Genomic DNA, 12,164 nt, shown 5'->3' with positions numbered 1-12,164 from the left:
TCGAATCAAAAATAATAAACATAGACTTCATATCAACTTTTGATCATTTTCCTCAAAAATTTTGAATCATGCTTCTTCTACTTTATTCATATGCAGACTAAGTTGTCTTATTGACACAGCCCAAGCAGGCTTGGTATTTTTGCCACCACTCTTTGTCATGCTCCATTTTCATGTTGATCAATGATCCTTTTGTTTACATGCCACCCCAACAACCGCTTTGTATTCTTTATGAAGATGCAGATTTGGTGGTGATTGAAAAGCCAGCAGGATTATTGTCTGTTCCAGGGCGTTTGCCTGAACACCGAGACAGCGCATATTTACGAGTCTTGAAAAAATATCCGCATGCCAAAATTACCCATCGTCTAGATATGGCGACTTCGGGTATTTTAATGTTTGCGAAACATCGTGATGCTGAAGTTGCTGTCAGTAAAATGTTTCAGGCTCGCACGGTAAAGAAAAATTATATCGCCTTAGTGCAGGCCAAACTTTTAGGTGAAGGCAGTGTCGATGTGCCGTTAATAACCGATTGGGAAAATCGTCCGCGTCAAATCGTGCATTTTGAACTGGGTAAAGCAGCCAAAACTTTGTACCAAGCCTTAGCGTACGATGAATCAGCCGATATTACACGTGTGTTATTAACCCCAATTACAGGTCGTTCACATCAGTTACGTGTTCATATGCAATACATCGGACATCCAATTACTGGGGATAAACTCTATCACCCTGAACCTGCCCAAAGTCCACTAAAACGCATGGCGTTACATGCCAGTTATTTGGCTTTTCAACAACCGTTGAGTGGGGAAAGCGTTGAAATTAAAGCACAGATTCCTTTTTAATGAGCCATTTATAGGCCATTAAAAATTGAAAAGCTTTAAATTATATTTTATCAATAAATCTAAGCGTGACTTTTTAAACGGTATTTATTTTTTTATGATTCTGCTGGTATAAAATCCAGTTATGCGCGTTTAAAACCTTTTAAAGCTAATTTGATTATTCGACCAATGATTGCAATATTCACACTTTTCAATCAATTTAAATTCGGCTTGACTCACAGCGCCAATTTTAAATCGCGAAACTGAAACAATCTTGAGCTAATCTGGATACAATGATATAGCTGTAAATGATGACTATAAGGAAACCCTCCATGACACGTGATTTTGAACAATTCCCAGATGATGAAAATGGTAACGTGCTTTGGCAAATGGCTGAAGATGGTGATGATTTGACTGAAGCGCACGAAATTGAGTTTTCAATTGCATTTCAAACGCAAGAACAAGCAGAAAAATGTGCGCTTTACCTGCTCAAAGAAGAACAAAAAATTAGCTTATTTGAAGATGAAGAAGCCGATACACTTGAATGGGTCATTACTATTTATGTCTATATGGAACCTGAGTATTCCGACATTATTGATATCGAAGAATGGTTTACAAAAATTGCTGAGCAACATGGTGGTGAATACGACGGTTGGGGTTGCATGGCCTATGTATATGACGACGAAGACTTTGAAGAAGAAATTCAAAGCTAGTTTTAAGTTCTAAACAAGAGATCCTGAACAAGTGAAAGATAAAAAACCTAACGCAGTGCAGTGTTAGGTTTTTTTATTGTAGGCTTAAAAATTGAGTGTGTTGAATCATAAAAATAAGGTATTAGAAAATGCAGAAAATAAAACTATTTTTAGCTCCTCAATGAGCTGTATAGAAGGATTAATTCTTGTCTATTCTCTATAAAAACCGATACCAAAGCGCTACAGAATATTCAATCATTCGCACTAAACTGAAGATATAAAATAAAGTATTCAAGATCAAATATTCAAAAACAAAAATAATGAGGAAGACGAAATGAACCCAAGTCATACCGTTAAACTTCACCGTGTATTTAGTGCACCCATAGAGCGTGTATTCAAAGCTTTTATCGATCCAGATGCATTGGTCAAATGGATGCCCCCGCATGGTTTTACTGCCAAAATTCAGCATTTTGATGCACAAGTGGGTGGTCGCTATAAAATGTCTTTTACAAACTTTTCAACAGGCTCAAGCCATTCTTTTGGTGGGCATTATCAGGAAATTATTCCTAACCAATTACTACGTTATACCGACCAGTTTGATGACCCAAATTTGTCAGGTGAAATTGAAGTCAATATTCAATTTAAAACTGTTTCTGTGGGAACAGAAGTACATATTACACAATCGGGTATTCCTGATGTGATTCCTGTAGAAGCATGTTATTTAGGCTGGCAAGAATCCTTGCAACTATTAGCTTTACTGATTAACCCCGAAATTCCTGATCAGTAAGGATATTGATGCAGATTTTAAAAAGTGAGAACTAATCGCATATTTAAAGCCATAAAAAGGTTTTAATACAAAGTTAAAGTATTATTCGGCTTTATTCCTTAAAATAAAGAAGGTTTTAAGCATGCAGCTGATTTGTAGAGTGTTATAGTTGAATTTTTGAGATTTTTATGACTTTACCACACTGTCCGCAATGTCATTCCGAATATACTTACCAAGATGGTGAATTATTGATTTGCCCCGAATGTTCGAATGAGTGGAAACTGGGGGAGCATCCAGCTGAAGATACGGTCAATATTAATGATGCAAATGGCAACGTTTTGAAAGATGGTGATACCGTAACCGTGATTAAAGATTTAAAAATTAAAGGCTCTTCATCTGTGGTGAAAGTTGGCACAAAAGTGAAGAATATACGTCTCTTGGTGGATGCAAGTGATGGTCACGATATTGATTGTAAAATTGAGGGAATTGGTGTGATGAAGTTAAAATCTGAGTTTGTAAAAAAAGCCTAGATAGAGCTAGCTTGAGGACTGAGTACATTAAAAACTCTGGCTAAAATGCTGGAGTTTTATTCAGTCCAATAGGATCGTTTATATTCAGAAAAAATAAAAATCTGATGTAAAAATAAAAATTAGATTTCATTAGATACACAACATCATGATGGCTACATGATACAGCGGTTAATTTTCGCTTAGTGCCACCAACCTATTGTATATTTGAGCATCCACTTTTTAGAGTTTTTGTTATGCCACATATCCATCTTGAATATTCAGCCAATATTGAAAATCTGGACACGAAGCCTATTTTACTGGCTTTAAATCAGGCATTGGTAGATGGTGCATATGTCAGTTCTGCAAACGATGTTAAAAGTCGTGCGATTTGTCAGCAGGAATATGTGATTGGACTTAATGATCCTACTCAAGCCTATATACATGCGAAAGTATCGTTATTGACAGGGCGAAGTCTGGACGTTCAACAGCAAATTTCAAAATTGCTGCTGAAGACGCTTGAGCAACAATTACAGAAATATGCTCAATTCAATCTACAAATTTGTGTAGAAATTTTAGAAATGCAGAAAAATACCTATTCGAAAAAAGTTGTAACGCTCAACGAACAGATCGGATCAGTATTTATTTGAAATCAATTGACCTGATTATCACGTTTATAAAAGCAAAGTTGATCAGGTCTAATTTGATTTAAAACACGCCATTTAAAATCGTTTTGGAATTTTCTGACCATTGGGTACAGGTGTTTCGGCTTTTTTCAGTACACCCAATAACCACGTTTCAGCATGATGAACAGCCTGTGTGAGTTGATCACCTTGTGCCAAACGACCCGCTATAAAACTGGCCAACGAACAACCTGAACCATGATACTCACCGTCTAAACGAGGGCATCGAGTTTCAGAGATAAATTCACCGTTTATATATAGCGCATTCCGGATATATTCAGGGGTATCTTCATGTCCCCCTTTGACTAAAACGGCTTTTGCACCCATCTGAAACAGCTTATTTGTGGCTTGATCAAGATCTTCCAGACCTGTTAAAGCACGTAATTCGACTGTATTGGGCGTGATAACCGTTGCCAGTGGAATCAGTTCTATAAATGCCTCAACCAGCGTTTCCTGATTGCCGAGAGAACCGCCACTATTGGCAACCAATACAGGATCAAGCACATATAAATAATCAGGATGTTCAGTTAAAAATTCGGCCAACGCTGCAATATTTTCGGTGGTGCCGAGCATGCCTGACTTGACACATTTAATCGGTAAATCATTGACCACTGCATGTGCTTGTGCCAAAAGTAATTCTCTTGAGGTTGCTTCAAAACCAAACACCTGTTGCGAATTTTGAATGGTCAATGCCGTACAGGCAATTGCAGCATGTGCGCCACTTTGACCAATTGCTTCAATATCTGCTTGCAAGCCTGCACCACCTGATGGGTCTAAACCAGAAAAGCAAAGTACAGTAGGGCGCACGATGATGTCCTTTATTCACAAAATTTGCGTTAGTATAGGCAAATTTGAGCCAAGTCTCGATAGTATTTGTGAAGTAAAAATTTAAGCAGAAGGGCGCGTTGTGATTAAAAATATTTTAATTGATTTGGATGGAACACTTACTGACCCTAAAGTGGGTATTACTACCAGTGCGCGTTTCGGTTTAAATAAAATCGGACATCCGATTGCTGAAAGCGAAAATATTGACTGGATCATTGGGCCACCTTTAAAAGCATCTTTGGCCAAAATTTTAAATGTGGCTGTAGATGATATTTTGGCCGAACAAGCATTAATGGGCTATCGTGAACGTTTTGCAGTGACGGGTTTGTTTGAAAATCATGTATTCGAGGATGTTTCTTCAACTTTAGCAATCTTACAAAACCAAGGTTATCGTTTGTTTTTAGCTACAGCTAAACCGGAAGTGTATGCACGACAAATTTTAGAACATTTTGAATTATTAACTTATTTTGTGCATCCCTATGGCAGTGAACTCAATGGTGAACGTACTCACAAAGCAGAGTTGATTGCCTATATTTTAGAAAAAGAGCATTTAGATTCTGCTGAATGTTTGATGGTCGGGGATCGTGAGCATGATATCCTCGGTGCGCGTCAAAATGGTATAGAAACGATTGCGGTAGAATATGGCTATGGTTCAGATGAAGAGTTAACTGCGGCGCAACCAAAAGCTAGAATTCAAAGCTTTGCGGAGTTGCTTGATCATTTGAATTAGTAGATATACATAACGATTAATCTTTGTAGAGGTACTTATTTAAACCTCACTCATAAAAAAACCTCCGGAAGGAGGTTTTAAAATAAACAGCTTAAAACTGCGGTTTGACGACCACTAAAATGACCACTGCGAATAAAATCAAGGTCGGCATCTCATTAAAATAACGCCAGAACTTATGTGATTTATAATGTGCATTGCCGATTAATTTCTTTCGATAATAACCACAGAAAAAGTGGTAAATGACCAAAAGACCCACCAAAGCAACTTTAAGGTAAAACCATAAGGCTTCATGGTAATGCCGTGTTGCATCACCCCATTCAACTAAAAAATGTGCCGTAATCAGTGTGGCAATCATAGACGGCCACATAATGCCACGGTACAGTTTTCGCTCCATCACTTCGAAGCGTTGATGACTGACTACATCATCACTCATTGCATGGTACACATAAAGGCGTGGTAAATAGAACAATGCAGCGAACCAGCAAACCACAGCAATAATATGTAATGCTTTTACCCATAAGAAAGCATCAGAAGGTGCGTCCATCAATAATCCTATACGGGATTATGCATCCCATTTCTTGAAAATAAGGCAGGCGTTTACACCGCCAAACCCAAAACTGTTACTCATTACAGTATTCAGTTTTGCATCTCGTTTTTCAAGTACGATATCAAATGGTTTCGCTTCTTCATCCAATTCGGTCACATTGATGTTTGGCGCAATGAAATCATTTTGCATCATGAGAACAGAATAAATGGCTTCCTGTACGCCCGCAGCACCTAAACTATGACCTGTCATTGATTTGGTTGAGCTGAGTGGTGGAACTTGACCTTCACCAAACGCACGTTCCATCGCTTTTAATTCTGTAATGTCGCCAGCAGGAGTAGATGTCCCATGAGTGTTGACATAGTCAACTTGATCTACACCATGTTGTTTAGCTTCTTCAAGTGCCATAACGACACAACGTGTTGCGCCTTCGCCTGAAGGGGCAACCATATCTGCACCATCACTATTCGCGGCATAAGCGACAACTTCAGCTAAAATTGTTGCACCACGTGCTTGCGCATGTTCAAGTGATTCAAGCACTACAAAACCGCCACCGCCTGCAATCACAAATCCATCACGATCCGCTGAATATGGACGTGATGCTTTTTCAGGTGTTTCATTGTATTTGGAGCAAAGCGCACCCATTGCATCAAACAATAAGCTCTGAGACCAGTGATCTTCTTCACCGCCACCCGCAAGCATCAAATCTTGCTTACCCAATTGAATCATGTTGTAGGCATAACCAATTGCGTCTGCAGAAGTTGCGCATGCACTGGTAATTGTATGTGCGATGCCTTGTAACTTAAATGCTACGCCCACATTTGCTGTAATGGTATTTGACATGTTGCGCGGAACAAAGAAAGGACCGACTTTGCGTGCACCTTTGGTATCTAGAAGTTCTTTCATTTCAATTACAGATGCAGTTGAACCGCCACCAGAGCCACCTGCAATACCGTAACGTGGATTGCCTGCTAAATCTTCAGCTTGTAAACCTGCATGCTCTACTGCAGCAAGTGCTGAGTTATAAGCATACATCGCACAAACACCCATAAAGCGTTTTAATTTACGGTCAATATGATCAAAACTTTGTTCTGCAGCTGCACTCACATGACTTTTGAAGTTGAGTTCAGCATAAGTTGGGTTAAAACGTGTCCCAGAAATCCCATTTTGCAAAGAATTGGTTACTTCTTCTAAAGAATTGCCGATGCATGAGTTAATGCCCATGCCAGTGATTACAACACGTTTCATCTAAAGATCCCTTATATGGTAGTGTCTGAGCAAATGCGCTTGAGTGAGGATATCATCTCAATAGAAAATCTGTGCATTACTCATGTATTTCAATTACATTCATCATAGCAGAAAGATTTTTGAATTCTTATGGCAAAGGTTATGTCTATTTTTTCTAGGCAGTTTGCTGAAGACAGTACAATTCAATTAACCAAAACATACACATTAATATTGAGATAAACTTAGACTATATCTAGTATTTATCGATAATTGTAAGAATTGAAAATGAGGATAAAGAATGACAGATAGTAATAATAAACATTCGCATGGATTCTTTTCAAATGCCTTCGGAGTGGCTAAAAAGATCAGTGCAACAGGAATGGACGTGTTGAACCAGATTGCGCCAGACAGTGTGACGAAGATCATACAGCCAACAAATAATGGACAAGTGATTGAAGGAAGTGCCGAACATAAAAGTGCTTTTGATGCGAAACGATATGACAACCCTCAACAAATGTTAAGAGAACATTTACCACAAGTATCCAGACAGCTTTTGGGTAAACAGTTTGGTACAGTTAACCGCGTTGCCAGTCTCGTTTCACCACAATTTTCAGACAAAATATCGGATTATTTTTTTGATCATTTGAACCAATTCACCTCAAATCTAAGTTCTGTAGATGCTGTGTTGGATCAAGCGGGTGCACAAGACTTAGAAGAGCTGACCAAAGATGTTGATCGTTCAAAACGCCTGAGCCAAGCTTTAGCTGAACAGAACAAATGGCTTGCTTCTTTGCAAGGTGCTGTAACTGGTGCAACAGGTGTAGTGGGTTCTGCTGTTGATGTTCCATTATCGATTGTAATGTCTTTAAGAATGATTTATCAGGTTGGTCGGGCGTATGGTTTTGAACTGAATAAAGAAACAGAGCAAGATATTGTTCAATTTGTATTTAAACAAATTGATCTGGGCATGATTGCTGAAAAACAAAGCGTACTCATGGCACTAAAAGCATTATCCAGTATGTTGCAAACTCGAGACGTATCACAATTCCAACAAATTTTAGGTTCAAGTAATGATGCTGAAGCACTTAAAAAGTGGTTAGTAAATGAAAATGGCGAAATTAAATGGGCGTGGTTGAATCATCTTCCTAAAATTTCTATGATCAGTAAATTGTCACCTGTTGCTGGTGCAGGGGTAGGCGCTGTCTATAGTTGGAAACTGGTTGAAGATGTAAATCAAAAAGCACAACAAATTTTCTCTCATGCCCGCAGTTATTTACAGCAGCATCAAGGGGTTAACTTGTCGGCTATTGCTGCTTATGAGAAATCTATAGAATTACTGGCACAAGCGAGTCCAAAACTGTTGGATCATTTGTCTAAAAACGAGGTAGAGGCTCCAGAGATTAAGTTGGATCAGGAGATTGAGTTTCAGCATCATGACACCATTTCTAAAGTGACTCTCAAAAAGAAAACAGCTGAAACTCAAGTAGATGAAACCGAAAAAGGAAAAAAAGTCCAGCAAGGTTTAGAGAAGTTAGCTGAAAAGATGGTTGAACAGCATGAACACGTTGAGCCACAAAAACCTGCAGTTACTCCTGAAGTTTCGTTATTGGATGAATATCCTGAAGAGGAAACTGTGAATGATCCAGTTTCGAATGAAAAAGTAGATGAACAATCGTTAGAAAAAACGGAAGTTACAGCTGTCAAGAAAAGAGTTACAAAAAAGAAATCTTAAAATTGAGGGTTCAAGTCATGTAAATGGCTTGAAACTGCCTAGATATAAGGAAATGGTCAATATTTGATAGTACGTCGAATATTGACCATTTTTCTATCTTCGCTTACAATTGTGTGCCCTCAAAAAAGTGGTTTTTTTTTGAGGCTTTTAATTAACGGGAGAATTGCCAAATGGCAACAACAAATCAGTTGATCCGCAAGGGTCGTACGACTTTGATTGAAAAATCAAAAGTTCCTGCGTTGAAGGCTTGTCCACAACGTCGTGGTGTTTGTACACGTGTTTACACAACTACACCTAAAAAACCTAACTCAGCAATGCGTAAAGTTTGCCGTGTTCGCTTAACTTCTGGTTTTGAAGTTTCTAGCTACATCGGTGGTGAAGGCCATAACCTACAAGAGCACAGTGTTGTTCTTATCCGTGGTGGTCGTGTTAAAGACTTACCAGGTGTACGTTACCATACCGTTCGTGGTTCTTTAGACTGTGCTGGTGTTAAAGATCGTAACCAGTCTCGTTCTAAATACGGTACTAAACGTCCTAAGAAATAATCTTTCGAGATCATTTTTAAGAACGTAGAACCGCAATCCTTTATCGTCTCGCTTGTCTGATTTCTGCATTAATTTTGTGAAATTCAAGCGACGTGTAGTAAGGCCAGTGAATAGTACATGACACTTTGTACTGATGCTGGATAAACCTGAAGTGTCATATTTATAGGTGTATTAAAATGCCAAGACGTCGCGTAGTCGCTGCCCGTGAAATCCTTCCGGATCCTAAGTTCGGCAGCCAAACAATCGCTAAATTCATGAACCACGTAATGCAAGATGGTAAAAAATCTATTGCTGAAAGTATCGTTTACGGTGCTTTAGACCGCGTTCAAGAAAAAAACAAAGTAGACCCAGTTGAATTTTTCGAGACTACTCTTGAAAAAGTTCGTCCTATGGTCGAAGTAAAAGCACGCCGTGTTGGTGGTGCTACTTATCAAGTGCCTATGGAAGTACGCCCATCCCGTCGTACTGCCCTAGCTATGCGTTGGTTAGTAGATGCTGCTGCTAAGCGTTCTGAAAAAACTATGGCTTTACGTCTTGCTGGTGAGTTGCTTGATGCAGCTGAAGGTAAAGGTTCAGCGATCAAGAAACGTGAAGATGTGCATCGTATGGCTGAAGCCAACAAAGCCTTCTCTCACTACCGTTTCTAATCGGCTAAAACAGGCCTTAATCAGGAGGGTGATGGGTCGGTTTCACTGAACTGTCGTCAAAGCGCTTTAAGCTGTCATGCAGCTTAAAGCGTCCTGTTTTAAACAACAAAATTTAGGAATGCAAGAAATCATGGCTCGTCAAACCCCAATTTCTCGTTACCGTAACATTGGTATTTCAGCACACATTGATGCTGGTAAAACCACGACTACTGAACGTATTTTGTTCTACACAGGTGTATCTCACAAAATTGGTGAAGTACATGATGGTGCAGCAACAATGGACTGGATGGAACAAGAGCAAGAACGTGGTATTACCATTACTTCTGCTGCTACGACTTGTTTTTGGTCTGGTATGGGTAAGCAATACCCAGAACACCGTGTAAACGTAATTGACACCCCAGGACACGTTGACTTCACAATCGAAGTTGAGCGTTCTATGCGTGTTCTTGACGGTGCATGTATGGTTTATTGTGCTGTAGGTGGTGTTCAGCCTCAGTCAGAAACTGTATGGCGTCAAGCAAACAAATATAAAGTGCCTCGTTTAGCATTCGTGAACAAGATGGACCGTACTGGTGCCAACTTCTTCCGTGTTGTTGAACAAATGAAAACACGTTTAGGTGCACATCCTGTACCTGTCGTTATCCCTGTTGGCGCTGAAGAAAACTTCACTGGCGTTATCGACTTGATCGAAATGAAACAGATCATTTGGGATGAAGCTTCTCAAGGTATGCAGTTCGAATACGGTGAAATCCCGGCTGAACTTCAAGAACTTGCTGAAGAATGGCGCACAAACATGGTTGAAGCTGCTGCTGAAGCTTCTGAAGAATTGATGGATGAATACCTAAACAATGGCGACTTGTCGAAAGAACAAGTTGTTGCTGGTATTCGTGCTCAAACTTTGGCTTGTGAAATCCAACCAATGCTTTGTGGTACAGCATTCAAAAACAAAGGTGTTCAACGTATGTTGGATGCTGTTATTGATTTCTTACCATCACCGACTGAAGTTAAGCCGATCGAAGGTATTCTTGACGACAAAGCTGAAACTAAAGCGATTCGTGAAGCATCTGACGAAGCACCGTTCTCTGCACTTGCATTCAAAATTATGAATGACAAATTCGTAGGTAACTTAACGTTCGTACGTGTGTATTCTGGTGTGCTTAAACAAGGCGATCCAGTATATAATCCAGTGAAATCTAAGCGTGAGCGTATTGGCCGTATCGTGCAAATGCACGCAAACGAACGTCAAGACGTTGAAGAAATTCGCGCTGGTGATATCGCTGCATGTGTAGGTCTTAAAGACGTTACTACTGGTGATACACTTTGTGATGAGAAAAATATCATTACACTTGAGCGTATGGAATTCCCTGAGCCAGTAATTTCTTTAGCTGTAGAGCCTAAGACAAAAGCTGACCAAGAAAAAATGTCTATCGCTTTAGGTCGTTTGGCTAAAGAAGATCCATCGTTCCGTGTTCGCACAGACGAAGAATCTGGTCAAACGATTATTGCGGGTATGGGTGAGCTTCACCTTGACATTCTTGTTGACCGGATGAAACGTGAATTCAACGTTGAAGCGAACATTGGTAAACCAATGGTAGCTTACCGCGAAACAATCAAAAAGACTGTTGAGCAAGAAGGTAAGTTCGTACGCCAAACAGGTGGTAAAGGTAAATTCGGTCATGTATATGTTCGTTTAGAGCCTATGAATGTTGAAGAAGCTGGTAAAGAATACCTATTCGCTGAAGAAGTTGTTGGTGGTACTGTACCTAAAGAATTCTTCGGTGCCGTTGATAAGGGTATTCAAGAACGTATGAAAAATGGTGTATTGGCTGGTTACCCTGTTGTGGGTATCAAAGCGACACTATTTGATGGTTCTTACCATGATGTCGACTCTGACGAATTATCGTTCAAAATGGCAGGTTCTTACGCTTTCCGTGACGGTTTCATGAAAGCGGATCCAATCCTTCTTGAACCTATCATGAAAGTTGAAGTAGAAACGCCAGAAGACTACATGGGCGATATCATGGGTGACTTAAACCGTCGTCGTGGTATGGTTCAAGGTATGGACGATTTACCTGGTGGTACGAAAGCAATTAAAGCTGAAGTTCCGCTTGCTGAGATGTTTGGTTACGCAACTTCTATGCGTTCTATGTCTCAAGGTCGTGCGACCTACTCAATGGAATTTGCTAAATATGCTGAAACGCCTCGTAACGTGGCTGAAGGCATTATTTCTAAATTCCAATCTGGTGGTAAAAAAGGTGACGACGAGTAATCTTTCGATTATTATAAGCCCAAACTAATTCATAGTTAAAAACCAAGTGCTCATGCAGTAACCCTGCATGAGTAGTTAAAAAAGGAAGCTCTCATGGCTAAGGCTAAGTTTGAACGTAATAAGCCACACGTAAACGTGGGTACAATTGGTCACGTTGACCATGGTAAAACAACTTTAACAGCTGCA

14 protein-coding genes are annotated in these 12,164 nt (G+C 39.6%); 11 read left to right on the top strand and 3 right to left on the bottom strand.

What is annotated here, in order from left to right; translation table 11 throughout:
• The first annotated feature begins 170 nt into the window (after positions 1–170).
• From GA0116959_RS13325 to GA0116959_RS13305, 5 genes are all read left to right on the top strand, one after another.
• Positions 171–836 (top strand): RluA family pseudouridine synthase, encoded by a 666-nt coding sequence (locus tag GA0116959_RS13325; protein ID WP_092721103.1) that lies wholly within the window; start codon positions 171–173, stop codon positions 834–836.
• A gap of 308 nt (positions 837–1,144) precedes the next feature.
• On the top strand, positions 1,145–1,525 hold the full coding sequence (locus GA0116959_RS13320) for a ribonuclease E inhibitor RraB (RefSeq protein WP_053579698.1): 381 nt from the start codon (positions 1,145–1,147) through the stop codon (positions 1,523–1,525).
• Positions 1,526–1,838: 313 nt separating this feature from the next.
• Positions 1,839–2,291 (top strand): SRPBCC family protein, encoded by a 453-nt coding sequence (locus GA0116959_RS13315; RefSeq protein ID WP_092721102.1) that lies wholly within the window; start codon positions 1,839–1,841, stop codon positions 2,289–2,291.
• Between the two features lie 167 nt (positions 2,292–2,458).
• Entirely contained in the window at positions 2,459–2,800 is a 342-nt protein-coding gene (locus GA0116959_RS13310) for a zinc ribbon domain-containing protein YjdM (RefSeq protein WP_092721101.1), read from the top strand.
• A 233-nt stretch (positions 2,801–3,033) separates the two neighbouring features.
• On the top strand, positions 3,034–3,426 hold the full coding sequence (locus GA0116959_RS13305; RefSeq protein ID WP_092721100.1) for a 5-carboxymethyl-2-hydroxymuconate Delta-isomerase: 393 nt from the start codon (positions 3,034–3,036) through the stop codon (positions 3,424–3,426).
• A gap of 72 nt (positions 3,427–3,498) precedes the next feature.
• Here GA0116959_RS13305 and GA0116959_RS13300 read toward each other — a convergent pair whose 3' ends face one another.
• Entirely contained in the window at positions 3,499–4,266 is a 768-nt protein-coding gene (locus GA0116959_RS13300) for a hydroxymethylpyrimidine/phosphomethylpyrimidine kinase (protein ID WP_092721099.1), read from the bottom strand.
• 100 nt (positions 4,267–4,366) lie between these two features.
• On the opposite strand from GA0116959_RS13300, the gene GA0116959_RS13295 reads away from it, so the two are divergent.
• Positions 4,367–5,014, top strand: a complete 648-nt coding sequence (locus GA0116959_RS13295) for an HAD-IA family hydrolase (RefSeq protein ID WP_092721098.1) — start codon at positions 4,367–4,369, stop codon at positions 5,012–5,014.
• A 91-nt stretch (positions 5,015–5,105) separates the two neighbouring features.
• On the opposite strand, the gene hemJ is transcribed toward GA0116959_RS13295, so the two are convergent.
• Positions 5,106–5,558 (bottom strand): protoporphyrinogen oxidase HemJ, encoded by a 453-nt coding sequence (gene hemJ, locus GA0116959_RS13290; RefSeq protein ID WP_053579704.1) that lies wholly within the window; start codon positions 5,556–5,558, stop codon positions 5,106–5,108.
• 18 nt (positions 5,559–5,576) lie between these two features.
• Positions 5,577–6,806 (bottom strand): beta-ketoacyl synthase N-terminal-like domain-containing protein, encoded by a 1,230-nt coding sequence (locus GA0116959_RS13285; RefSeq protein WP_092721097.1) that lies wholly within the window; start codon positions 6,804–6,806, stop codon positions 5,577–5,579.
• Positions 6,807–7,083: 277 nt separating this feature from the next.
• Here GA0116959_RS13285 and GA0116959_RS13280 point away from each other — a divergent pair, with 277 nt between their 5' ends.
• From GA0116959_RS13280 to GA0116959_RS13260, 5 genes are all read left to right on the top strand, one after another.
• Positions 7,084–8,517 carry an EcsC family protein gene (locus GA0116959_RS13280; RefSeq protein WP_092721096.1) on the top strand — a complete coding sequence of 478 codons (1,434 nt, stop codon included), beginning with the start codon at positions 7,084–7,086 and terminating at the stop codon, positions 8,515–8,517.
• A gap of 170 nt (positions 8,518–8,687) precedes the next feature.
• Positions 8,688–9,062: a 30S ribosomal protein S12 gene (rpsL, locus tag GA0116959_RS13275; protein WP_004648013.1), complete on the top strand. Its 375-nt coding sequence runs from the start codon at positions 8,688–8,690 to the stop codon at positions 9,060–9,062.
• A gap of 176 nt (positions 9,063–9,238) precedes the next feature.
• Positions 9,239–9,709, top strand: a complete 471-nt coding sequence (gene rpsG, locus GA0116959_RS13270; RefSeq protein WP_016657334.1) for a 30S ribosomal protein S7 — start codon at positions 9,239–9,241, stop codon at positions 9,707–9,709.
• A gap of 130 nt (positions 9,710–9,839) precedes the next feature.
• On the top strand, positions 9,840–11,978 hold the full coding sequence (gene fusA / locus GA0116959_RS13265; protein WP_053580303.1) for an elongation factor G: 2,139 nt from the start codon (positions 9,840–9,842) through the stop codon (positions 11,976–11,978).
• Positions 11,979–12,071: 93 nt separating this feature from the next.
• Positions 12,072–12,164 (top strand): GTP-binding protein (locus GA0116959_RS13260; protein WP_017397055.1); only part of this gene is annotated, 93 nt, incomplete at its 3' end.

This window comes from Acinetobacter albensis (assembly GCF_900095025.1).
Taxonomy (GTDB): Bacteria; Pseudomonadota; Gammaproteobacteria; order Pseudomonadales; family Moraxellaceae; genus Acinetobacter; species Acinetobacter albensis.
Note: the sequence above shows the minus strand (reverse complement) of the source record. Positions and strands in the feature narration are given on the sequence as shown.

Bases quoted from the DNA above. Each gene is read 5' to 3' on its own strand.
- GA0116959_RS13320 (WP_053579698.1), top strand. From the start codon at position 1,145: ATGACACGTGATTTTGAACAATTCCCAGATGATGAAAATGGTAACGTG.
- GA0116959_RS13325 (WP_092721103.1), top strand. From the start codon at position 171: ATGTTGATCAATGATCCTTTTGTTTACATGCCACCCCAACAACCGCTT.
- hemJ (WP_053579704.1), bottom strand. From the start codon at position 5,558: ATGGACGCACCTTCTGATGCTTTCTTATGGGTAAAAGCATTACATATT.
- rpsL (WP_004648013.1), top strand. From the start codon at position 8,688: ATGGCAACAACAAATCAGTTGATCCGCAAGGGTCGTACGACTTTGATT.
- GA0116959_RS13315 (WP_092721102.1), top strand. From the start codon at position 1,839: ATGAACCCAAGTCATACCGTTAAACTTCACCGTGTATTTAGTGCACCC.
- GA0116959_RS13310 (WP_092721101.1), top strand. From the start codon at position 2,459: ATGACTTTACCACACTGTCCGCAATGTCATTCCGAATATACTTACCAA.
- GA0116959_RS13305 (WP_092721100.1), top strand. From the start codon at position 3,034: ATGCCACATATCCATCTTGAATATTCAGCCAATATTGAAAATCTGGAC.
- fusA (WP_053580303.1), top strand. From the start codon at position 9,840: ATGGCTCGTCAAACCCCAATTTCTCGTTACCGTAACATTGGTATTTCA.
- rpsG (WP_016657334.1), top strand. From the start codon at position 9,239: ATGCCAAGACGTCGCGTAGTCGCTGCCCGTGAAATCCTTCCGGATCCT.
- GA0116959_RS13280 (WP_092721096.1), top strand. From the start codon at position 7,084: ATGACAGATAGTAATAATAAACATTCGCATGGATTCTTTTCAAATGCC.
- GA0116959_RS13285 (WP_092721097.1), bottom strand. From the start codon at position 6,806: ATGAAACGTGTTGTAATCACTGGCATGGGCATTAACTCATGCATCGGC.